We start from the raw sequence: 22,381 nt of genomic DNA, 5'->3' as shown, positions 1-22,381 counted from the left end.
CCGATATAAAGGTTTGTTTTCAGGCACTATTCGCCCCAAACCGCTTCACGCTTCTGCTGGAAATGCGCCAGATTCGATGATGAGGAAGAACACCGGTCTGCCACCGGGTTTTCCGGAGAAATAAGATGACGATACCGACACGCCCAGACGGCAAGACGCCTTTGCTCTCGTCAACACCTGCTTTCAAAACCGATGGTGACGGTTCCTGCCCGATCCGCGAAGTGCTGGACCGGATAGGCGACACATGGAGCATTCTCGTCATTTTCAATCTTCAGGAAGGTTCGATGCGTTTCAATGCATTGCGACGTGCCATTGAGGGGATATCACAGCGCATGTTGACGGTTACGTTGCGGTCGCTGGAGCGGGATGGCCTTGTGTCTCGTCATGTTCGCCCGACATCTCCGCCCGAGGTGGAATATTCGCTGACCGAACTTGGACATTCTCTGGCCGTTCCCATTGACGTTCTTGGCCAATGGGCCGTCAAAAATAGGGCTTTACTTCGCGATGCACGCTCGCGCTTTGACGGAAGCGTTGAATAAAAAGGAACCGGTCTCACTCCGTTTGCGTTTGTCTTGCAAACAGGAGAAGTCCAATGCCCGCAAAATCCCAGGCCCAACAGAAGGCAGCCGGTGCCGCACTTGCCGCCAAACGCGGTGAAATCAAGAAAAGCGAACTCTTCGGTGCGTCGAAAGAAATGTATGAATCGATGACCGAAAAGGAACTGGAAGAGTTTGCCGAAACCAAGCGCAAAGGCTTGCCCGAACACGTAGACGACAAGACGAAGCACTAGGGTCAGGACCGATTAATTTGATGGAAATGGCACCTGAAATGACAGGAGCTTTTAGGAGAGACGCGAAGAACGGGGTGGTTTCCCCGGCTGAGCGGTTCGACGCAGCGGAACGCGAGTCATTTCGGTGTCGAGAGGATGTGGTCCATCCGCTCGGCGACTTCGTCGAAAAGCTCGAAAATGAACCACATTTCCTTCGCCTTTTCTCCTCGTATCCAAACGGGTGGCCTCACACCATTTTCACCAAATCAATAAGTCCTGACCCTAACCACAATCGACCGGAGGGAAATGAGGATCGGCTCGATTCTGCTTGAACCAAGAGGGTTTAAGCATCCATCAGATTGGCGCTCAAGATAAAATGGCGAGCGTTATCAGACGCTCGCCGCTACTGTCAGATGGTTACTTGCCGGCTTTGTTCGACGCCAGCTCGATCGCTTTCAGCTTGCCATTCGTAATGCCACAACGAAGCGTGATGCTGTCCCATTTCGTGGATGCATTCTTGTTGCGCGCTTCGCCGGGAACCGAAATTACAGCAGAAACCTTGCGTGGGTCGCTGGTGCTGAATTTCGAAGATTTATCATTGGTTTCTGCCGAAGAGATGTCATCCTTGGTGAAGCCGAGACGATCGTACTTCTTGCTTTTCTTGACATAATCATAAGCGCTGGCGATGCAGTCCGCGACTTGTGGAGCCGCTTGCTGATCCTTCACCAACGTTTGATAGTTTCCCGTAAAATCCTTCGATCTTTTCGGGACAGCATCGGCATGGGCAACGGCGGAAAAGCCAAGTGCGAAAATTGCGGAAATTATGAATTTGGTCGATTTCATGCCCTATGTCCTTTTGGAAACCCGTCGTTCACAAGCGAGCGGCAGGATTGAACCGATAATAGAAGAGAGATTACGGACGCAATTCTGATTTTTTTATGAATTTCCGACGCTTACGACGATATCTTACTGGCAGATACGTGCAAGGCAAGATTTGCCATGGCATCCTTGATCGAGATGCATGTTGGTACGATGGGCGGCATCACCGTCGGGGCCGATGACAGTCATGAAAAGCTTGCAGCTTGCGCTATGCACAGCACGCCAGAAAGCCTTGTCCTTATCGGAACCGTTCCAGCCGCTTTCCAACTCTGTCTTGCGACCGTCGGAGAACTTGAACGACATGATATCGAGCGCGTTTGCAAAGGCGTGTTCGGAAACCCGCCCCGACGTAGCGCCGTTTACCTTCCTGCACTGATAGTCCGATCCGGTGCCGATTTCCGAGATTTTTGAATCCGGCCCGTACACGTCTTTGGCGGCCTTGGTTACCTCAATGCTCCATTGCGCCAGCGTGACGGCCATCGCGCAATTTGTGGTGATGGCATTGGCGAATTTCAAAGGTTCACCCTTGCCGACGGCAGTTAGAGACAAAGGAGAGTGGGCTCCACATTGCTCACCGTCCTTGATCGGGGGGAGCAGTTTGCCGTCAACTTCGCCGGAAATCAGTGCCGGGCAGGACACCTGATAGACACGTTCATCCTTTTCCGGCTGCGGCTGCTGGGCACGATCAGGTTTCGGTTCTTGTGGTTTCTCGTCCGTCTGTTTCGGGTTCTCAGCCGGTTTTGGCGGCTCAGTTGGACCAGGTGCGGCTTGAGTATCCGGGGATGGAGCGGGCGCCGGTTGCGGTGGCAGCCTGGGTTCTTCCTCCGGCTTTTCCGTTGGAACGGGCGGGGTGTCCGGTTCGGACGTTTTGCTTGCTGTTTCCTCCCGGCGAGGGGCTGGCGTCGGAACAGGTATGGTGAGGCCGGGCACGGGTTTTGTTTCCGCCTTTGCCGGGGCGCTTTCCGCCTGCTTTGCCGTTCGCTGTTTCGGCGCTGATTTGCTCTGGGTGCGTTTTACCGCCGGGCGTTTGCGATGCTGCTTTGCCTTTTGGGCGTCCTGCTTCAGGATGCGTTCGATAAAAGTTTGCGCCTGCGCCTCATCGGAACTGATGCCCGAAAAACGGGGCACCGCAACAAGGCCTAGCGCAATCAGAGTGGTGAATGCACCCTTGCCGGGCAGGAAAAAAGACAAAGCCATTGACGCCTCATGAGTAGCGGATTCTCATGTCTAATGATGAAACAGCCAGGTGCGTTCCTTCACGCTTGATGGCAGGACGTAGCAAATGGTAGGAAAGACACCCTGCAGGCCGGTTTTTCAGGCTTTCTCGGCTCGTTGAGCTTGACAAGATAATAGCAGCACGACTAAAAGCCGCCCATCGCTGGCGCGTTTTCGTGCCGGCGGTTCATTTGACGTGTCCCGTGGATGAAGATTGCGCTCGCGCGCTTCATCCTGTCAGTCCTCGAAACCGAGGGCAGAGGAGGGCGCGTTTCCTCCAGCGCCTCCGGGCGCTTTAACCTTTTGAAGGAAATGCGATGAGCAAGCGCGAATCCGCTAAGTACAAAATTGATCGCCGTCTTGGCGAAAACATCTGGGGTCGTCCGAAGTCCCCGGTCAACCGTCGTGAATATGGCCCAGGCCAGCACGGCCAGCGCCGCAAGGGCAAGCTGTCGGACTTCGGTGTACAGCTCCGCGCAAAGCAGAAGCTCAAGGGTTTCTACGGCGACATCTCCGAAAAGCAGTTCCGCAAGACCTACGAAGAAGCCGCTCGCCGCAAGGGCGACACCGGTGAAAACCTGATCGGTCTTCTGGAATCGCGTCTCGACGCGATCGTATATCGCGCCAAGTTCGTTCCGACGATCTTTGCTGCCCGCCAGTTCATCAACCACGGCCACGTGAATGTGAACGGTCGTCGCGTCAACGTCCAGTCCTACCGCCTGAAGGCTGGTGACATCGTTGAAGTCCGCGAAAAGTCGAAGCAGTTGGTTATCGTTCTCGAAGCTATTCAGCTCGCAGAACGCGATGTTCCTGACTACCTCGAAGTTGACCACAACAAGCTGGTTGCAACCTATTCCCGCGTTCCGACCCTGACGGATGTGCCTTACGCCGTCCAGATGGAACCGAACCTGGTCGTCGAATTCTATTCGCGTTAATTTCAGGCGCCATCTGGCGCGCTGGATATATGCCGAAATCGAAAAGCCGCGCTGTACATGCAGCGCGGCTTTTTCTTTTCCAGCAAAAGTGCGAAGCGGTTTTGCGTCTTTCGCAAACAAATGTTGTTTCGCGGTTTTCCCTGCCGCTAGTTTTCGCTATTAAGCCTTCAACATCTTCAATTGTTTTTCGGGAAGCATCATGAACGCTTTCGATCCAGATATCGCAGAAGACGCTGGCAGCGACGGCTGCCACCCGCTGTTCCGCGATGTGCCGACCACGGTCGAGTTCAACAAGCTGCGCAAGCGACTTTTGCGTCTCACGCGGCAAGCTATCGACGATTTCGCGATGGTGAAGCCCGGCGAGCGTTGGATGATATGCCTTTCAGGCGGAAAGGATTCCTATGGCCTTCTCGCTTTGCTGCTCGACCTCAAATGGCGCGGCCTGCTGCCGGTCGAGCTGCTTGCCGTCAATCTGGATCAGGGCCAGCCGAATTTTCCGAAGCACATTTTGCCGGATTTCCTGAAACGGTATGAAATCGAACACCGTATCGAATATCAGGACACTTATTCGATCGTGACCGACAAGCTGCCTGCAAGCAGCACCTATTGCTCGCTGTGTTCGCGTCTGCGTCGGGGGAACCTCTATCGCATCGCTCGTGAAGAGGGCTGTTCGGCCATCGTTCTTGGCCATCATCGGGAAGATATTCTCGAAACCTTCTTCATGAACCTGTTCCATGGCGGGCGCCTGGCTGCGATGCCGCCAAAGCTTTTGAACGACGAAGGAGATCTGATGTTATTCCGGCCGCTGGCTTATGCGGCAGAGGATGATCTCGAAAAGTTTGCGACCGCAATGCAGTTTCCGATCATTCCGTGCGATCTGTGCGGCAGTCAGGAAGGGCTTCAGCGCAATGCGATGAAGGCCATGCTGACCGATATCGAGAAGCGTATGCCGGGCCGCAAGGACACGATGATCCGCGCGATGACGAATGTGCGTCCAAGCCATCTGCTGGATCGCACGCTGTTCGACTTTGCAGGGCTGATGGCGAATAATGTGGGAGAGGGTGATCATGCGGTTTGATGACGGACAGATGGACTGGTTGGCGGATTTGCTTGCAGATGCGGCTCGCCAGGAAATCATGCCCCGGTTTCGTCGGTTGGATGCTGGCGATATCCGACAGAAGACTTCACCCGCCGATCTGGTAACAGAGGCGGATGTGAATGCAGAACGGTTGATCACAGTCAAGCTCAAAGAGCGCTTCGCCGATGCAGTGATCGTCGGCGAGGAGGCCTGCTCGGACAATCCGGCCCTGCTTGCTGGTCTCGATGATGCGGAGCTTGCTTTCACGATCGACCCGGTCGATGGCACTTTCAACTTTGCATCCGGTGTTCCGCTCTTCGGCGTGATGCTTGCGGTTGTGTCGAAAGGCGAAACGGTTGCCGGTATCATTCATGATCCTGTCGGAAATGACTGGATCATGGCTTCAAAAGGTGGCGGAAGCTACATCCGTCACGCTAATGGGGATGTAAGCAAGGTCAGCGTTGCCGAACCGGCCTCAATTGACCAGATGACTGGCGCTATATCGTGGCAGTACACGACTGAACCGGTACGGTCGCGTCTGGCACGCAATCATACGAAGTTTCTGTCGCAGATCGGCTATCGCTGCGCAGCGCACGAGTATCGCATCATCGCGACCGGTGGGGCGCATTTTGCCGTCTACAACAAGCTTATGCCTTGGGACCATCTTCCAGGAGCGTTGATCCACCAAGAAGCTGGCGGTTATCTCGCACGGTGGGACGGAAGCGCATATTTGCCCTCTCACACGGGCGGTGGGCTTCTGGTGGCACCGAGCAAGGATAGCTGGCAGTCCATTCAGGCTGCACTCTGGGAAGAATAGCAGCGCCTCGGGCCAGCTTGTGTTTTTGGCATCTGGGCACTATATTGGCGGAGTGGGTTGGAAGCGCGAACTCCCAACCCGTTTCGCTTAGATAAAGAGTCTGACCCGCACGTAGCATTGCCAGCCCGTGCGGGTTTTCTTTATCGTCAGCGTGATACTCACGGGTATGAAACCCATTTGTGTCACTCCGGTTCGAGAGCAAAGCTCTTGCCAAAGTCGAGGTGGCTTATCCTCCCCGATGCGCCTGCTGGCCGGCGCGTTCTGCTTTTGCTCCCGAAACACCAACTGATAGCATGTGTATGGCATAAGAAAAGCCCGCTAACTATGAGCGGGCTTTGATTGTTTATTCCTGATGTATAATCAGATTACGTGTTCTGCGGGCGGGTTCTGCACCCTGAACAACCGGCCGCGTTCGGCTATCAGAACACAGCCGAGGGCGACAAATCCAAGCACGCAATAGCCGGTTGCAACTGGTGTGGTTGTGCCGTCAAAGGCCTGGCCGATGATAGCACCCAATGCCGCGCCGATCACGGTTTGGGCAAAGCCCAGAACGGAGGAGGCCGTCCCTGCAACCTCCCCGAGTGGTTCCATCGCCAGCGCATTGAAGTTGGCGGTCACAAGGCTGAACGAGAACATGATGGTCATATAGATCGCCATCAGAACCGGGAAGGGCACAGGGCCTTCCATTGTGACAGACAGAACCATCCACAACAGGCTGAAGCTGGTGAAGACCAGCAGCATGGTCTGGGAAATTCGCCGCATACCGTAGCGGCCGACCAGACGAGAGTTCATGAATGAGGCAAGCGCCAGTGTCATGGCAACAGCGGCGAAAGCCAATGGGAACAAGGCGCCGAGCTTGTAAATATCGACGAAGATCTGCTGCGCCGAATTGATGTAGCCAAACAGCGCGCCCAGGATGAACGATGTGCCCAGCATGTAAAACAGGGCGACGCGGTTCGAAAGAACGATCCCGAATCCACCGATCACACTCTTTACGGTCAATGGACGACGATTGGACGCGGGCAGCGTTTCTGGCAACCGAAAGAAGGCCCAGATACCGACGGCAAGCGCCATGATGGCCATAGACAGGAAGATCAGGTGCCATTCGCCGAAAAGCATGATGAGCTGGCCAGTTGCAGGTGCAACGACAGGCAGGATCATGAAAACCATCATGACGAGCGACATGACCTCAGCCATCTGACGGCCGGCGAACTTGTCGCGGACGACGGATACCGCAATCACGCGGGTGGCAGCAGCGCCAAGCCCCTGGAGTACGCGCAGGATGATAAGCGTCGTGAAATCGGTAACGATGGCCGCTCCCAGAGCTGCCAGAATGTAAATGACGAGCCCGCCGAACAGCGGCAGCCTGCGACCGAATCGGTCGCTCAGTGGTCCATAGAACAGTTGCGAAACACCAAAGCCGAGCAGATAGGCGGTGATGACGAACTGGACGTGATTTTCGGACTGGACGCCAAGGCTTGCACCGATCTGCGGCAAACCGGGCAGCATGATATCGACTGCCAGCGCATTGATGGCCATGATCGCTGCAATGAGCGCGATGAATTCTCCACGCCCACGCATGGAGGCCTTCTGGTCCGGCGAACCGTTCTTGATGTCGAGCGGCATGACTGGCATTCCTTGGCAAAGTGACGCATCGCGTCTGAAAGACACGATGCGAACGACAAAATTTAGAAAGCAGAAGCCGACAGATGGAAGTCTGTCGTTGAAGCATCTAGCAAACGCAAAAGGCGCCGTAGAACGGCGCCTTTGGAAAAAAGGTGAGGCTAAAAACCGTATAACCGGCAATTAATCCTCAAGCAGCCTTGGTGGCAATACCCTTATCGGTAAAAAGTGCCTGTAATTCGTTCGATTGGAACATTTCACGCACAATATCGCAGCCGCCAACGAATTCGCCCTTCACATAGAGCTGAGGAATGGTTGGCCAGTTGGAGTATTCCTTGATGCCCTGACGGAGTTCGTCAGAGGACAGGACATTGACGCCTTTGTAATCCACGCCGAGATAGTCGAGGATCTGGACCACCTGACCGGAGAAACCACACTGCGGGAAACCTGGCGTGCCCTTCAAGAAAAGCACGACGTCGTTGGTCTTTACTTCATTGTCGATGAAATCGTTGATGCCGGTCATTTGCGGTCCTTTCCAAGCATAACCCCGAAAAGTTGCCTGACTTTTCGGACAGGATTATGCGCTAAACAAATACGCCGAGGCAAATTTCAGCGTAAACTGGGAGGTCTTCCCCAATATAGTCATTTGTATGCTGGTAACCACCCTGTTCGGGCGAAAGCAAGTCAAATGCGCGGAAAATCCGTATTCAGGGGAGCAGCATCTTGCCGCAGCAGGATTTGCTCGTAGAAATGGGGCTCCCCCAAACGGTCTTCCGTTATTCCGGTACGCCGGTCTGCAAGGCAAGTGCGTGAAGCACGCCGCCCATATTACCCTTCAGCGCATCATAGACCATCTGGTGCTGCTGCACACGGGACTTGCCACGGAAACTTTCCGCGACTACCTCGGCGGCATAATGGTCTCCGTCTCCGGCAAGGTCGCGGATCGTCACCTTTGCGTCGGGAATTCCTTCGCGTATCAGTTTTTCGATCTCATGTGCGTCCATAGCCATGTAAAATCTCCCGCCGTTTCCGGCATCTTCTTATCATTTTATCGAATCGTAACGCACCATCGTGGAACGTCAACAAACATCTGTCTAACGCTTAAATAGCCGACAAGCAAACCGCCCGGACAGGCTTTCCATCCGGGCGGCAAAAGGTATCAATGATGTGAAACGAGGTCAGTTATCGCTAACCGGTTCGCCACTCATGAAGTCCGGGAACCAGCCTTCAAAAGCATCAGTCAGATCGACAATGCTGACATCGATATTATTGCCAATCTTCAGGCGGTCGCCGCCAACAGTACCGAGAACGCGGAACGGAACGCCTGCACCTTCAGCATTGAGCGCAATGAGCTTTGCCATTTCCGCTGTAGCCGCGACGACATAGCGCGCCTGATCTTCACCGAAAAGAACTGCGTGCGGCAGGCCGTCACCGGCATCGAGCTCTGCACCCTTGCCGGATTTGATCGCCATTTCCGCGACGGCAATCGCCAGACCGCCATCGGAGAGATCATGACAGGCCGTAACCTGACCGTTGCGGATGGCCGAGCGGACGAACTCGCCGTTACGTTTTTCAAGCGCAAGGTCGACAGTCGGGGCAGGGCCATCCGCACGGTCGAACAGATCACGCAGGTAAATCGACTGGCCGAGATGCGTGCCGTCGCCTCCAAGCAGAACCAGCGTGTCACCGTCCTGCATGCCGCCGATCTTGGCTGTCTGCGACCAATCCGGAATGAGGCCGACACCGGCAATGGTTGGCGTTGGCAGAATGGCCTGACCGTTTGTTTCGTTATAAAGCGAGACATTGCCCGAAACGATCGGGAAATCGAGCGCACGGCAGGCTTCGCCAATGCCTTCGATGGCCTTGACGAGCTGGCCCATGATTTCCGGCTTTTCGGGATTGCCGAAGTTCAGGTTATCGGTCGAAGCCAGCGGCTCCGCGCCGGTCGCTGTGATGTTGCGCCAGCATTCGGCCACAGCCTGCTTGCCGCCTTCGAACGGATCGGCTTCGCAATAGCGCGGCGTCACGTCCGACGAGAAGGCGAGCGCCTTGGTTTCATGGCCTTCAACGCGGATCACACCGGCATCGCCGCCGGGAACCTGTAGCGAGTTGCCCTGAATGAGCGTGTCATACTGTTCATAGACCCAGCGACGCGACGAAAGATCCGGCGAACCGATGAGCTTGAGCAGGGCAGCCGAATAGTCTTCCACCTGCGGCACGTTGCTTGCGGGAAGCGGTGCGTGCTTGCCCGGCTCCATCCACGGACGATCATATTCAGGCGCTTCGTCGCCCAGATCCTTGATCGGCAGGTTGGCGACTTCTTCGCCTTGATGAATGACGCGGAAACGCAGGTCGTCCGTGGTCTTGCCGACGATGGCGAAGTCCAGACCCCACTTGCGGAAAATGGCCTGCGCTTCGGCTTCCTTTTCAGGCTTCAGAACCATGAGCATGCGCTCCTGGCTTTCCGAAAGCATCATTTCATAGGCCGTCATGTTCTCTTCGCGGACGGGAACATGGTCGAGAATGAGTTCAATGCCGAGGTCGCCCTTGGCGCCCATTTCGACAGCCGAGCAGGTAAGACCGGCTGCACCCATATCCTGAATGGCGATGACCGCACCGGAGGCCATCAGCTCAAGACAGGCTTCGAGCAGGCACTTCTCGGTGAACGGATCGCCGACCTGAACAGTAGGGCGCTTTTCTTCGATCGACTCGTCGAATTCCGCCGATGCCATGGTCGCGCCGCCGACACCGTCGCGGCCCGTCTTGGCACCCAGATAGACGACCGGCAGGCCGACGCCCTTGGCTTCCGACAGGAAGATTCCGTCATGCTTGGCGAGACCGGCAGCAAAGGCATTGACGAGGATATTGCCGTTATAGCGCTTGTCGAAGTTCACTTCGCCGCCAACGGTCGGCACGCCAAAGGCATTGCCATAACCGCCGACACCGGACACGACGCCGGATACAAGATGACGGGTCTTCGGATGGTCAGGTTCGCCAAAGCGCAGCGCGTTCATCGCCGCAACCGGACGCGCGCCCATGGTGAACACGTCGCGCAGAATGCCGCCAACGCCGGTCGCTGCACCCTGATAGGGTTCGATGTAGGATGGGTGATTATGGCTTTCCATCTTGAAGACGACGCAATCGCCATCACCGATGTCCACCACGCCTGCATTTTCGCCGGGGCCCTGAATAACACGCGGTCCGGTTGTCGGAAGCGTGCGAAGCCATTTCTTGGAAGACTTGTAGGAGCAGTGCTCGTTCCACATGGCCGAGAAAATCCCAAGCTCTGTGAAGGTGGGCTCGCGTCCGATTAGCTCAAGAATGCGCTGATACTCGTCCGGCTTGAGGCCATGGGATTCGATGAGTTCCGGCGTGATGTCGCGCTTGTTGGAAATAGTCATGGAAATGGGCAACCCCGTCGCAGGCTGTGGCACCCAAAAACCTTCCGCCGAAGGCTGGGCATCTAAGGTTTCAAGGGGCCTCTTTAACCTAACTCTGTTGGAAGTGCGACAGGAAAATACCGCTTTCCCGGCCTCAATCCTATATCAATAACGATAAAAAGAGACCAAGTCCGTCATACACTGCCTTCATATCCCGCTTGTTCGTTTTCGAGCAGTCGCCGCAGGGTCAAAAAGCCGTTCTCGACCACTTCGCGATCAGCGGGCGAGGAGAAGGCAACGCGAACCCGGTGATAGACCTGCTCCACGCGGCCCGCTTTGAACTCGTCCTCGTCATCGATCAGAATTCCGCTTTCATAGGCTGCGGCCTTGAAGGTTCCCGAAAGCCATGGTTCAGGCAAACCCATCCAAAGAAATGGAATGGTGGGTTTGGAAACGAAATCGAAACCGCTGAAGACTTTGCGGGCCATTTCCTCACGCAGGACGGTTTCTGCTCGGCATTTGCCATGAACGACGTCGGCCTCACCGGACAACACAAGCTGGGCACCGGTTTCGGCGAGCAGGAATGCTGCGCCGCCTGTGACCATCTTGTGCGTGACCTTCACACGTTGCGCGCAATGCGCAGGGCAGGCGACCCAGCCGCTGCGTATCCCAGCCGCAACGGCTTTCGACAAGCCGGAGACGACGAATGTGCGTTCAGGCGCAAAACTTGCCAAGGGTGGAATCTGGCTATCGCACATGACACCATAGATATCGTCTTCGATAAGCCAGACATTGTAACGCCTTGCTATATCGGCGATTGCGCGACGCCGTTCTTCCGGCATGACGGATAATGTCGGGTTGTGCAGTGTCGGCATCAGGAAGGCGAGGGTGGGATGCTGCTGGCGACAGGCCCGTTCGAATTCTTCCGGGATCAGCCCATATTCATCGAGACCTGCCTGAATGGTGCGGCGCCCGAGAAGGCGTACGGAGCGGCTGATCTGCGCATAAGTCAGGTTTTCGAACAGGATGCGATCGCCCGGATTGGTGAAAGCCGTGATGATGGCGATGCTTGCCGCCTGCGCACCATTGGTGACGACAATATTGTCGAGGTCTGGCCGCCAGTCTGCTCGCGAAAGCCATTTTTGTCCGGCTTCCAGCCAGTGTTGCGGAAAGTAGCGCGAATAGCTCGCAATATCCTGCGGAAAATCCCGGTGAATGTCGGCATTGATTTTGGCCAGAACTTCATGCTGGCCGACATCCGGCGCTGCCGTGGTGTCGAAACGTATTTTTCCCGAGGGAACATCGGCGGGCTTTGTGCCAGCTATACCGGAGGCGGTGAGCGCGTTGTCTGCGGGTTCTTCGCCCAGGACATAGGTTCCGCGACCAACTTCGCCTGTCACAAGGCCACGCTCATGGGCCAGTGCATAGGCACGACCGATTGTACCGATTGTCACCTTCAAGTCGAATGCCAGATTGCGTTGCGGTGGCAACTTGGTGCCCGTTGGCAATCCGCCATTCCCGATAGCCTCTTCGATGGCATCGGCAAGCTGCAGGTAAAACGGACCGGATTTACCGGCTAGGTCTGGAATCCAATTTGTCATGGTGACAACTTATAAATTGTACCTATTGCCAAGTCAATTATAGAGTCAATTCGTCGCTGCTTGGTGACAATGCAGACATAGAGCCAAACATACGGTTTGCCTCGACTGCTTCCCAGCTCCCAACTGGCCCAACTGGTAATGAAATGGACCGAGCCAATGTTCTACTTCAGACCGCAGACCGAGACAATAGATACAATTCTCCCTGTTCCGGTGGCAGATAGCATCACAGACTTGCCAAAAGGATTGCAGGTCAATCTGACAACGGCCTCCCAGCCACAAGTCGGATATATAAGCCGTTTTTTAGACTGGGTGTCTTATCGCATGATGCTGCGACGCAGCCGGATCGCCTTGAGTGAACTGACAGACGATCAGTTGCGCGATATCGGACTGCAGCGCGAAGAGGCAGAGCGCGAAGCGCGCAAAGTGCGATTTCATCTGCGTTAAACCATGTCGCGGAAAACCGGCTTCCCCTTTTCCGCGACATGCTCTGGTTTTACTGGCAGCCGCTCTGGCCCGAAGCCCAGCGGTTGACGTCGGCGGCGATCCGGCCGCCATGGCTTTCCTGCATCATGGGTCCGAAGGCCTCGACGCGTGCCGGATTGCCCTGTGCGTGCACGACGAGCAGCGGACGTGATGCCGGATTGCGGGCAGGAACGACCAGAATGCGCGGACGTCCGGTAAAGGAATTCAGTTCTGGCGCAAGCGTATAGCCACGGAAATCCTTGTCCTTGGATTTGAACCAGCAGCTATTTGCTGCCAGTGCGATGCGTTCCATGGTTGGCAGCGCCGCCTTGCTGGCGTCGACGGCGATGGGGCCCGTGGGCTTGCTGGAAGTGCAGGCTGCAAGCAATGCAATGGCCGGGAGGGCCAGAAGAGCGAAAGTCTTGGTCTTCAAGGAGGGGCTCCGATAGTGCGTGCCTATGAAAGCCACGCATGAGAGGTGGGCGGGAGGAAGGTGTCAGGCAAGTTGTGGCATGAAAGCCTTCAGTCCGTCGCTCATCTCGTTCCAGATGCGCTCAAAAACCGGGTGCTGTTTTGCCTTTACTGCATATGCATCGAATTTCGGGAACTCGTCCAGCAAATCCGCTCTGCCCGAGAGCTTCTTCAACGGCTCCATCAGAAAGCGCACCGGCAAGAGCCAGCAATCTGCAAGCGTTGGTTCGTCTCCAGCCGCATAGGCCTTGTCCGAGAGACGGCTTTCAACCACTTTCAGGCCGGTATGCATCTTGTCGAACAGGCGCTCAATGCTGGCATTGTCGCGTTCTGGTTTGCTCAACAGGACGAACAGCTTCATCGCCGGTCCAAGCACTTCCAGTTCTGTCACACGGGCGAGAAGACGAATAAGCGCCCGCTCACGAGGTGAGCCGGGCAGTACAGATGTCTCCGGAAAATGATCTTCGAGATATTCGGCGATCACTGCTCCTTCAAACAGCGTTTCACCGGAACTGGTAATCAGCACTGGTACGCGTCGGAGCGGTGTTACATCGCCGAAATCGGCGGGAAACGGGTAGGGCATGCTCATCGGCTTGAAAGGCAGGTCCTTCAGGTAAAGAACCCCGCGTACAAAGGCCGAGTAAGGGGAAAGAGGGCGTGAATATAGCTGCATGAATGAAGTTCCCCTGATTCGTTATCGCTAAAATGTGCAAGGCATTTCCAGCAAAAATGTGAACGCTCTTGCTTGGATAGCGCGTGAAACAAATATGGGGCGATCCCGACGATTCCTCTGCCGTTGGAACCCTCCCGTAGCCAAGCTGCCATGAAAATAGATGCTTTGCCAGTGCAGTTTTGCGGCGAAATAAGCGCAACAAAAAAGGCGGCTCGATTGGAGCCGCCTTTTCCGTTTATCAGTTTGTCAGCTTACGCCGCGATGCCGAGCGCACCTGCGAAAAGCGCCCGACCGTCATCGCCGCCGTGAGCTGCTTCGATCAGGTTTTCCGGATGCGGCATCATGCCCAACACATTGCCGCGTGCATTGACGATACCGGCAATGTCGTTGACCGATCCGTTCGGATTGGTGCCTTCGGCATAGCGAAACACAACTTGGCCTTCACCTTCGAGACGCTTCAGCGTTTCGGCGTCGGCGAAATAATTGCCGTCATGATGCGCGACCGGGCAGCGAATGATCTGGCCCGGCTTGTAGCCGCGCGTGAACGACGTGTTGGCGTTGGTCACTTCAAGCTTCACTTCGCGGCAGACGAACTTCAGCGAAGCGTTGCGCATCAATGCGCCCGGCAGAAGCCCGGCTTCGACGAGTATCTGGAAACCGTTGCAGACACCCATGACCATGACGCCTTTGTCGGCCTTCTCGCGGATAGCCTGCATCACCGGCATACGGGCTGCAATTGCACCGCAACGCAGATAGTCACCATAGGAAAAGCCGCCCGGAATCAGGATCATGTCCACATCGTCGGGAATGCTGGTGTCGGTCTGCCAGACGGTTACCGGCGCCTGTCCGGTAATCTTGGTGAGCGCCGCGATCATGTCGCGATCACGATTGAGACCGGGAAGGAGAATGACTGCGGATTTCATGGCGTCTGCTTCCTTTACTGGGCTCAGGCGATGGCGATGGAATAGTCTTCGATCACAGTATTGGCGAGCAGCTTTTCGCACATGGCCTTCAGGTCGGCTTCGGCCTTGCTCTTGTCGGAGCCATTCAGTTCGAGGTCGAAAACCTTGCCCTGACGGGCCGAGTTGACGCCCTCGAAACCGAGGCTGCCGAGCGCGCCGACGATGGCCTTGCCCTGCGGGTCGAGAACGCCGTTTTTCAGTGTAACGGTGACGCGTGCCTTGATCACTCTATAGTTCCTGCAGTTTTAGAACGAATGAAACAGCCCGGAAGGCTTAATTTGGCATGATCTTTTCCGAAAACCGGTTCCCACTTTTCGGGATCATGCCCTTCCGGGCTGGGCGGATCATTTTACTTTACAAGCGTGGGGCCAGCCGGACGGGGCGTGTCGTTCTCGTTCATGATGCCGAGACGGCGAGCCACTTCCTGATAGGCCTCGACCAGTCCGCCCATATCGCGGCGGAAGCGGTCCTTGTCGAGCTTGTCACTGGTGTTGATGTCCCAGAGACGTGCCGAGTCCGGCGAGATCTCGTCGGCGACGACGATGCGCATCATGTCGCCTTCCCACAGGCGTCCGCATTCCATCTTGAAATCGACAAGCTGGATGCCGATGCCGAGGAACAGGCCGGTCAGGAAGTCGTTGACGCGGATGGCGAGCGCCATGATATCGTCGATTTCCGGCGGGCTTGCCCAACCGAAAGCCGTGATATGCTCTTCGGTGACCATAGGGTCGTCGAGTGCGTCAGCCTTGTAATAGAACTCGATGATCGAGCGCGGCAGGACGGTGCCTTCTTCAAGACCAAGTCGCTTGGCAAGCGAACCGGCTGCGACATTGCGCACAACCACTTCAAGCGGAATTATTTCCACTTCCTTGATCAACTGCTCACGCATGTTGAGGCGACGGATGAAGTGCGTTGGGATGCCAATACGGTTGAGCTGGGTGAAAATATGCTCGGAAATGCGGTTGTTCAGCACGCCTTTTCCGTCGATGACCTCATGCTTCTTTGCATTGAAAGCGGTTGCGTCATCTTTGAAAAATTGGACTAGCGTACCGGGTTCAGGGCCTTCATAAAGAATCTTGGCCTTGCCCTCGTAAATACGGCGGCGACGGTTCATGGCTTTTCTCGGATTTCCATATTTATGGTGATCGGCTCGAAGCCGCTATTCTCGCGGGCTACCTATAGCAATTGTGGGCTTTTAACAATCCTGCTTTGTGCCCGTTCCCCCGTTTTCGATGTTTCTGATCGAAGTTTATGCATGAGTCGCAAGAAAGTAGTCTTTAGCTCTTGTATAATCTTGCGCCCCTTGCCAGCTTTAGGCAAGAGAACGGATGACGATCTCTTCTAACTTGGAAGTCTGGGAGCTTAATGAATGACCACTGGCATGGATGATCGCCGCGACGCTTTTGAAAAGAAATTCGCGCTTGATGCGGAACTGCGCTTCAAGGCGGAGGCACGCCGCAATAAGCTTCTGGGGCTCTGGGTTGCCGAGCAGCTTGGCAAGAAGGACACGGACGCCGAAGCCTATGCCAAGGAAGTTGTGGCCGCTGATTTCGAAGAAGCTGGTGATGAAGATGTTTTCCGCAAGGTGCGCGCCGACTTTGATGCTGCGGGTGTCCGCGTGACCGATGAAGTAATCCGCGAGAAGATGTTCGCCTTCCTTGAGGAAGCAGTTCGTCAGGTGAAGCAGGATTGATGAAAGATTCAGGGCGGAGGCACCGGTGGCATTTCCGCCCTGAACTTATGAAATGAAGGAAATTCGAATGTCGTTGTCGTCGCGCCTTCGCGCTGGTGAAACCGTGCTTTCTGCATGGTCCTCCCTTCCTGAACCCCTGACGGTTGAAATTCTCGCACACAGTGCCTTCGACGCCGTCACGCTGGACATGCAGCACGGCGGACATGATGAATCGAGCATTCTGCGCTCGCTTGGCCTCATCCTGAATGCTGGCAAGCCGCCGGTTGTGCGCATTCCTGTCGGCCGTTTCGACATGGCGAGCCGTGCGCTCGATTTTGGCGCGCAGGCGGTCATCGCTCCGATGATCAATTCCGTTGAGGACGCCCGCAGGTTTGCAGCCGCCATGAAGTATCCGCCGGTGGGTGAGCGCTCATGGGGCGTATTCAGGGCAAATGCAGATTATGGAGCGCCTGGCTCCAATGACTATCTGACGACCGCAAATCACGACACGCTTGCTTTCGCGATGATCGAAACGCGCGATGCCTATGATGCGCTGGATGCCATTCTGGATGTTCGCGGCATTGACGGTGTTTTTGTTGGCCCGGCGGATTTCTCGATAGCATGGAGCAACGGACGAGAGGCCAATCCCAATTCGGATGCGATTGTGGAGCCGATCGGCAATATTGCGCGCAAGGCCGCCGCAGCAGGAAAGATCGCAGGCATCTATTCGCCTTCGCCGGAATTTGCGCGCCGTTATATTCCGCTCGGCTTCCGCTTCCTGACGCTCAGCAATGATGGCGGCTATATCCGGCTTGCAGCGGAAACACTGACGAAAGCGGTTCGTGACTAGAGCATTTCCAGCAAAAGTGCGAAGCGCCTTCGCGGGGAAATCAGTCCACTGGACTGATTTCTTATCCCGCTTCGATGCGTCGGATAATGCGTGAAAACAAATAGATAGAGCGGTTCCGACGATTCCATTTAAACCGGAACCGCTCTAAGTCCATCGCAAGATACGAATAAGAAAAGGCGGGCTTGTGGCCCGCCTTTTTCATGTTTCCTCAAAACTGGCTCATTGGAGTGTTTGCGCCCAATTAATTGCAACTGGAAGCCTGTTGAATGGAAGGATACGTTGGTGCCAGTTGCTTCACGAGCAACGCGATTTCATCACAAACGTTTTTATCCGAACGCTCATTCGAGGGGTTTTAATGTCTGAGCTCGATGATCTTCTCCGTCAGAAAGCGGAAATTGAAGTACGTATTCTGGAAGTCAAAGGCCAGGATATAGAACGGAAGAAACTGGAATTCGCGAACCTTGCTTACCAGTTGAGGGAGTTGAACGCTCTCCCGAAAGCTGTCGCGGAGGCCTTTACCGACAAGGCTAACACATTCAACTCCTTCCGCGTAATGAAGGTGAAGAAAAACTAGCTTGTCGGTTTTTTACAATGGACCTCAGATATCTATCGCGAAATGCCGCCTCGGCGGAACGTGCACGTTCAAGGATATTGCGCTCGGGGTTTACGATCAGTGGGCATCGATTATGGACTGATGACGAAGACCGCGTGGGCCAAATCTTCTATCCTGACTATTTTGCAATTTGCCAGGTTCTCGACACCCGATCTAGAAAAGCAGTACAGACACGCTGCCAGAAAATAGGTCTTGTTCCCAAGAAGTTATGTTGGGGATGGTCGGCGAAACAAAAATTGCGGAAACTCTATCCAGAAGCAAGCCGCGAAGAAATATGTAACGCTTTTCCTGGCGTAGATTGGTCGAAAATCCAGTCTGCTGCGCGTTATTATAACTACCGGCGTAAGAAAAAACCTTACAAGATTACAGGCGTTCTTTCGCTCGACCAGTGCAGGAGCCGCTGTTACGAAGTAAACTGGATTATGCGGGATTTGGATGATGAGGCGGGGACCGGGCGTTATTTTCAAACACGCGGCTATCGCTGCAAATATCCAAACTTCAAGGCAATTAGCCGAGGAGTGAGCGCTTTAGGTGGTCGCTTGGAAGTTCGCTGGGAAGAATGGTAGTGAATTTTCTACCATTCTTGTTTCCCATCAATGATGCTTGGGCGCCTGTAGCTGCGTCATGAACTCGGCGAATACCATCGAGCCCTCCGGCCATGGACCATGCCCGGACTCCGAGTTGATATGCCCGGACTCGCCCGCATCGATCAGCATTGCGCCCCAGTCCTTCACGATGTTTTCCGCAGCTTCGAAGCTGGAGAAGGGATCGTTGCGACTGACCACCGTGATGGTCGGGAAGGGCAGCCGTTCACGCGGATAGGGACCGAAGGTCATCAGATGCTTGGGACGGATAGCTTTGTTCGAAACATCTGGCGGGGCGACAAAGAATGCGCCTGCAATCTTATGCTGGATATGCGGCATGGCATGAATGGCAGTTGCGACGCCGAGCGAATGCGCGACGAGCACGATCGGCTTCGTCGCAGCATTTGCAGCCTTGACGACTTCGCCAATCCAATCTTCGCGAACAGGCTTGGTCCACTCGGCCTGCTGGACACGCCGCGCGGTCGAGAGTTTGCTTTCCCAACGGGTCTGCCAGTGGTCGGGGCCGGAATTGGTGTAGCCGGGGATGATGAGGATATCTGCGTCTTTGACTTTCATGACTTCCCATTTAGAGAGGCTTTGTGACTTCTTCAAGCGGTCCTGTTGTGTCAGCATTGCATTGAGGGCATGCGAATGATGAACAGCCTGTTCGCTGATCGCGATCTTGTGAAACACGCCCCAAATGGCGATGTTTGGGCAAGATTTGAAATGCGACGGAGATAAAGACATGGCAATCAGCAGACGTAAGATCCTCGGCGCTGCCGGGACTGCTGTCATGGCCAATATTCTTGCCGCTCGCGCAGAAATGCCGTCGAAGGAGGGCGATATGACACAGCATTTGAGAGCAACGGCAGTTGAAACCGAACGTCCGGTTGCTCCGCTTCCATTCGCAATGACGACGCCGATGCGTGTTGCACGCGTTGGCCTCAAGGCACGCGATGCTGAGACATTGGCAGAATACTATCGGGATGTCGTGGGCTTGCGCGAAATGGCCCGTCGCGGCGCGTCGATTGTGCTGGGCGCGGGCGACCGCGAACTGATGGAGATCGAGCAGTTTTCGGCCGCCAGGCCAGACGATCCGCGCAGCGCCGGTCTTTATCACACTGCGTTCCTGCTGCCGACGCGAGGAGACCTCGCGCGCTGGTCGCGCCGCGCCATCGACAAGCAATTGCCGGTCAGCGGTGCATCGGACCACAAGGTAAGTGAAGCGATCTATCTGACCGACCCCGAGGGCAATGGCATTGAGATCTATTCAGACCGTCCGAACAATGAGTGGCAATGGAATGGCGACCGCGTCGCCATGACCACCGATCCGCTCGATGTTGGAAATCTGCTCGATGTCATCAAGCGCGAGGGCGGGGAATGGGACGGCGCACCGCAGAACACTGTGGTTGGTCACGTTCATCTGCGCGTCGGCAATGCCCATGAAGCCGAAACCTTCTGGCATAATGAACTCGGCCTCGAAACTGTTCAAACCTATGGTGATCGGGCAGTGTTCATGTCCACAGGGCGTTACCACCACCATATCGCTGCCAATGCCTGGCAGAGTGCCGGTGCGGGCAAGCGTGACGAGGATCGGACCGGCCTCGGCTGGGTCGAGCTGGAAGACACGCGTGGCGGTAACAACAGCACCTTCGTGGATCCATGGGGCAACGTGGTCAATACGATCAAGACCAAGGCGTAAACAGCCGATCTACAGAATGTAAAAAAGCCCCATGTTTTCATAAACATGGGGCTTTTTTCGGATTCAGTTTATAAGCTGAAATTCCATTAGCCAAAAACGCGCTTGAAAATCGTGTCTACGTGCTTGGTGTGATAGCCCAGATCGAACTTTTCGCGAATCTGTTCTTCGGAAAGAGCTGCGCGCACTTCCTGATCTGCCAGCAGTTCCTCAAGGAAGTCCGCGCCGTGTTCCCAGACTTTCATGGCATTGCGCTGCACGAGACGATAGGCGTCTTCGCGCGATACACCTGCCTGCGTCAGTGCCAACAGCACACGCTGCGAATGCACCAGACCACGGAACTTGTTCATGTTTTTCAGCATGTTGTCCGGGTAGATGACCAGCTTTTCGATCACGCCAGCCAAACGGTTGAGCGCGAAATCGAGGGTGATGGTGGTGTCCGGGCCAATGGCACGCTCGACGCTCGAATGCGAAATGTCGCGTTCATGCCAGAGAGCCACATTTTCCATCGCAGGCGTTACTGACATGCGCACCAGACGGGCGAGGCCGGTCAGGTTTTCGGTCAGAACCGGATTGCGCTTGTGCGGCATGGCCGACGAACCCTTCTGGCCCGGAGAGAAAAACTCTTCGGCTTCCAGAACTTCCGTGCGCTGCATGTGGCGGATTTCGATCGCCACATTCTCTATGGATGACGCAATGACGCCGAGCGTCGCGAAGAACATGGCATGGCGATCACGCGGGATCACCTGCGTCGAAACCGGCTCTGCTTCAAGGCCGAGCTTGGCACAGACATATTCCTCGACGCGCGGGTCGATATTGGCGAAGGTGCCTACAGCGCCGGAAATAGCGCCCGTCGCAATCTCCGCGCGTGCTGCGACAAGGCGGGCGCGGTTGCGCTGCATTTCGGCATAGAAGCGTGCGAAGGTGAGGCCCATCGTGGTCGGCTCGGCGTGGATGCCATGGCTGCGGCCGATGCGCACCGTGTCCTTGTGTTCGAAGGCACGGGTCTTGAGCGCTGCCAGTACGCGGTCCATATCGGCAAGCAACAGATCAGCAGCGCGGACAAGCTGGACGTTGAGCGTGGTGTCGAGTACATCCGAGGATGTCATGCCCTGATGCACAAAACGGCTGTCAGGACCGATGAACTCGGCCAGATGCGTCAGGAAGGCAATGACGTCGTGCTTGGTGACAGCTTCGATTTCGTCGATACGGGCGACGTCGAATTTCGCCACGCTACCCTTTTCCCAGATGGTCTTTGCCGCTTCCTTTGGAATGACGCCGAGTTGCGCAAGCGCTTCGCAGGCATAGGCTTCGATTTCGAACCAGATGCGAAACTTCGTTTCGGGCGACCAGATGGCGACCATTTCAGGCCGGGAATAGCGCGGGATCATGGGTGCATCCTGTAGAAAGAGGGAGTTTAACGATTGCGGGCAGCTTCAGCCGCGGCACGAATGGCGTCGATATTGGCGCGATAAGATTCGACAGAATTGCCTTTGTAAACCGCCGAACCGGCCACGAGAATGTTGGCGCCAGCGGCAACGACCGAGCCTGCGGTTTCCGGCGTAATGCCGCCATCGACTTCGATATCGATAGGGCGGTCGCCAACCATTTCTCGGACGCGCTTGATCTTGTCGAGCATCGGAGCAATGAATTTCTGGCCGCCAAAGCCCGGATTGACCGTCATGACGAGGACGAGATCGACATCTTCGATAACATTCGTCAGCGCTTCGGCGGGTGTTGCCGGGTTAAGCGCCAGACCGGCCTTCTTGCCCAGAGCGCGGATCGATTGCAGCGAACGGTGCGTGTGCGGACCAGCCTCAGCGTGAATTGTGATGAGATCGCAGCCCGCTTCGGCAAACGGTTCCAGATATGGGTCGCAGGGCGCAATCATCAGATGCGCATCGAAGAAAGCCTTCGTGCACGGGCGGATCGCCTTCACCACCTGCGGGCCAAAAGTGATGTTCGGCACAAAATGCCCATCCATGACGTCGATATGTACCCAATCGGCGCCGGCTTCCAGCACGGCATCGACTTCTTCGCCAAGACGGGCAAAATCGGCGGACAAAATGGACGGGGCGATGGCGATGGGGCGCATGGC

26 protein-coding genes are annotated in these 22,381 nt (G+C 55.6%); 11 read left to right on the top strand and 15 right to left on the bottom strand.

The annotated features are described in order from the left end of the window. Positions 1–125: 125 nt before the first annotated feature. Both ACYSN1_RS02185 and ACYSN1_RS02180 read left to right on the top strand, forming a co-directional pair. Positions 126–539 (top strand): winged helix-turn-helix transcriptional regulator, encoded by a 414-nt coding sequence (locus ACYSN1_RS02185; protein ID WP_461724221.1) that lies wholly within the window; start codon positions 126–128, stop codon positions 537–539. A gap of 53 nt (positions 540–592) precedes the next feature. Beyond that, a complete protein-coding gene (locus ACYSN1_RS02180; protein ID WP_461724220.1) occupies positions 593–790 on the top strand; it encodes a DUF3008 family protein in 198 nt (65 codons plus the stop codon). Positions 791–1,186: 396 nt separating this feature from the next. On the opposite strand, the gene bspC is transcribed toward ACYSN1_RS02180, so the two are convergent. Both bspC and ACYSN1_RS02170 read right to left on the bottom strand, forming a co-directional pair. Then, complete coding sequence (gene bspC, locus ACYSN1_RS02175) at positions 1,187–1,612, bottom strand: type IV secretion system effector BspC (protein ID WP_461724219.1); 426 nt, start codon at positions 1,610–1,612, stop codon at positions 1,187–1,189. A gap of 123 nt (positions 1,613–1,735) precedes the next feature. Then, a complete protein-coding gene (locus tag ACYSN1_RS02170; protein ID WP_461724218.1) occupies positions 1,736–2,845 on the bottom strand; it encodes an extensin family protein in 1,110 nt (369 codons plus the stop codon). A gap of 335 nt (positions 2,846–3,180) precedes the next feature. Between ACYSN1_RS02170 and rpsD the strand changes: the two genes are divergently transcribed. The 3 genes from rpsD (at position 3,181) to ACYSN1_RS02155 (ending at position 5,693) form a co-directional block, all read left to right on the top strand. Continuing rightward, entirely contained in the window at positions 3,181–3,798 is a 618-nt protein-coding gene (gene rpsD / locus ACYSN1_RS02165) for a 30S ribosomal protein S4 (protein ID WP_105541652.1), read from the top strand. Positions 3,799–3,997: 199 nt separating this feature from the next. Further along, a complete protein-coding gene (gene ttcA, locus ACYSN1_RS02160) occupies positions 3,998–4,876 on the top strand; it encodes a tRNA 2-thiocytidine(32) synthetase TtcA (protein ID WP_461724217.1) in 879 nt (292 codons plus the stop codon). Further along, positions 4,866–5,693 carry an inositol monophosphatase family protein gene (locus ACYSN1_RS02155; protein WP_461724216.1) on the top strand — a complete coding sequence of 276 codons (828 nt, stop codon included), beginning with the start codon at positions 4,866–4,868 and terminating at the stop codon, positions 5,691–5,693. Before ttcA ends, ACYSN1_RS02155 begins: the two co-directional genes overlap by 11 nt. 360 nt (positions 5,694–6,053) lie before the next feature. Here ACYSN1_RS02155 and ACYSN1_RS02150 read toward each other — a convergent pair whose 3' ends face one another. The 5 genes from ACYSN1_RS02150 to ACYSN1_RS02130 all read right to left on the bottom strand — a co-directional run bounded on the left by ACYSN1_RS02150 (position 6,054) and on the right by ACYSN1_RS02130 (position 12,297). After that, positions 6,054–7,319, bottom strand: coding sequence for a multidrug effflux MFS transporter (locus ACYSN1_RS02150; RefSeq protein ID WP_461724215.1), 1,266 nt, complete (start codon positions 7,317–7,319; stop codon positions 6,054–6,056). A gap of 187 nt (positions 7,320–7,506) precedes the next feature. Further along, entirely contained in the window at positions 7,507–7,839 is a 333-nt protein-coding gene (gene grxD, locus ACYSN1_RS02145) for a Grx4 family monothiol glutaredoxin (RefSeq protein ID WP_140019659.1), read from the bottom strand. 253 nt (positions 7,840–8,092) lie between these two features. Beyond that, positions 8,093–8,326, bottom strand: coding sequence for a BolA/IbaG family iron-sulfur metabolism protein (locus ACYSN1_RS02140; RefSeq protein ID WP_140019658.1), 234 nt, complete (start codon positions 8,324–8,326; stop codon positions 8,093–8,095). 168 nt (positions 8,327–8,494) lie between these two features. Beyond that, complete coding sequence (purL, locus tag ACYSN1_RS02135) at positions 8,495–10,717, bottom strand: phosphoribosylformylglycinamidine synthase subunit PurL (RefSeq protein ID WP_461724214.1); 2,223 nt, start codon at positions 10,715–10,717, stop codon at positions 8,495–8,497. Between the two features lie 173 nt (positions 10,718–10,890). Next, the gene (locus ACYSN1_RS02130; protein WP_461724213.1) at positions 10,891–12,297 is read right to left on the bottom strand and encodes an aminotransferase-like domain-containing protein; all 1,407 of its coding nucleotides are present in this window, start codon (positions 12,295–12,297) and stop codon (positions 10,891–10,893) included. A 138-nt stretch (positions 12,298–12,435) separates the two neighbouring features. On the opposite strand from ACYSN1_RS02130, the gene ACYSN1_RS02125 reads away from it, so the two are divergent. After that, positions 12,436–12,741 (top strand): DUF1127 domain-containing protein, encoded by a 306-nt coding sequence (locus ACYSN1_RS02125; protein WP_461724212.1) that lies wholly within the window; start codon positions 12,436–12,438, stop codon positions 12,739–12,741. A gap of 49 nt (positions 12,742–12,790) precedes the next feature. On the opposite strand, the gene ACYSN1_RS02120 is transcribed toward ACYSN1_RS02125, so the two are convergent. The 5 genes from ACYSN1_RS02120 to purC form a co-directional block, all read right to left on the bottom strand. Continuing rightward, positions 12,791–13,192, bottom strand: a complete 402-nt coding sequence (locus ACYSN1_RS02120; protein WP_140019655.1) for a hypothetical protein — start codon at positions 13,190–13,192, stop codon at positions 12,791–12,793. 63 nt (positions 13,193–13,255) lie between these two features. Then, positions 13,256–13,903, bottom strand: coding sequence for a glutathione S-transferase family protein (locus tag ACYSN1_RS02115; protein WP_461724211.1), 648 nt, complete (start codon positions 13,901–13,903; stop codon positions 13,256–13,258). 251 nt (positions 13,904–14,154) lie between these two features. Continuing rightward, a complete protein-coding gene (purQ, locus tag ACYSN1_RS02110) occupies positions 14,155–14,826 on the bottom strand; it encodes a phosphoribosylformylglycinamidine synthase subunit PurQ (protein WP_461724210.1) in 672 nt (223 codons plus the stop codon). 23 nt (positions 14,827–14,849) lie between these two features. After that, positions 14,850–15,092 (bottom strand): phosphoribosylformylglycinamidine synthase subunit PurS, encoded by a 243-nt coding sequence (gene purS / locus ACYSN1_RS02105; RefSeq protein WP_461724209.1) that lies wholly within the window; start codon positions 15,090–15,092, stop codon positions 14,850–14,852. Positions 15,093–15,214: 122 nt separating this feature from the next. Continuing rightward, positions 15,215–15,979 carry a phosphoribosylaminoimidazolesuccinocarboxamide synthase gene (gene purC / locus ACYSN1_RS02100; protein WP_461724208.1) on the bottom strand — a complete coding sequence of 255 codons (765 nt, stop codon included), beginning with the start codon at positions 15,977–15,979 and terminating at the stop codon, positions 15,215–15,217. 255 nt (positions 15,980–16,234) lie between these two features. On the opposite strand from purC, the gene ACYSN1_RS02095 reads away from it, so the two are divergent. From ACYSN1_RS02095 to ACYSN1_RS02080, 4 genes are all read left to right on the top strand, one after another. Beyond that, positions 16,235–16,558 carry a DUF1476 domain-containing protein gene (locus ACYSN1_RS02095; RefSeq protein ID WP_461724207.1) on the top strand — a complete coding sequence of 108 codons (324 nt, stop codon included), beginning with the start codon at positions 16,235–16,237 and terminating at the stop codon, positions 16,556–16,558. Positions 16,559–16,619: 61 nt separating this feature from the next. After that, entirely contained in the window at positions 16,620–17,387 is a 768-nt protein-coding gene (locus tag ACYSN1_RS02090; RefSeq protein WP_174977396.1) for an HpcH/HpaI aldolase family protein, read from the top strand. A gap of 355 nt (positions 17,388–17,742) precedes the next feature. After that, complete coding sequence (locus ACYSN1_RS02085) at positions 17,743–17,961, top strand: hypothetical protein (protein ID WP_461724206.1); 219 nt, start codon at positions 17,743–17,745, stop codon at positions 17,959–17,961. Positions 17,962–18,095: 134 nt separating this feature from the next. Continuing rightward, positions 18,096–18,566 carry a hypothetical protein gene (locus tag ACYSN1_RS02080; protein ID WP_461724205.1) on the top strand — a complete coding sequence of 157 codons (471 nt, stop codon included), beginning with the start codon at positions 18,096–18,098 and terminating at the stop codon, positions 18,564–18,566. A 27-nt stretch (positions 18,567–18,593) separates the two neighbouring features. Here ACYSN1_RS02080 and ACYSN1_RS02075 read toward each other — a convergent pair whose 3' ends face one another. Next, on the bottom strand, positions 18,594–19,160 hold the full coding sequence (locus tag ACYSN1_RS02075; RefSeq protein WP_461724204.1) for an alpha/beta hydrolase: 567 nt from the start codon (positions 19,158–19,160) through the stop codon (positions 18,594–18,596). A 169-nt stretch (positions 19,161–19,329) separates the two neighbouring features. Between ACYSN1_RS02075 and ACYSN1_RS02070 the strand changes: the two genes are divergently transcribed. Beyond that, a complete protein-coding gene (locus ACYSN1_RS02070; RefSeq protein WP_461724203.1) occupies positions 19,330–20,286 on the top strand; it encodes a VOC family protein in 957 nt (318 codons plus the stop codon). 86 nt (positions 20,287–20,372) lie between these two features. Here the strand turns inward: ACYSN1_RS02070 and purB are convergent, their stop codons facing one another. Then, positions 20,373–21,674, bottom strand: a complete 1,302-nt coding sequence (gene purB / locus ACYSN1_RS02065) for an adenylosuccinate lyase (protein WP_461724202.1) — start codon at positions 21,672–21,674, stop codon at positions 20,373–20,375. Between the two features lie 26 nt (positions 21,675–21,700). Continuing rightward, positions 21,701–22,378 carry a ribulose-phosphate 3-epimerase gene (gene rpe / locus ACYSN1_RS02060; RefSeq protein WP_461724201.1) on the bottom strand — a complete coding sequence of 226 codons (678 nt, stop codon included), beginning with the start codon at positions 22,376–22,378 and terminating at the stop codon, positions 21,701–21,703. Positions 22,379–22,381: the final 3 nt, after the last annotated feature.

This window comes from Brucella sp. LJL56 (assembly GCF_054871705.1).
This window is presented reverse-complemented; position numbering and strand designations above follow the sequence as displayed.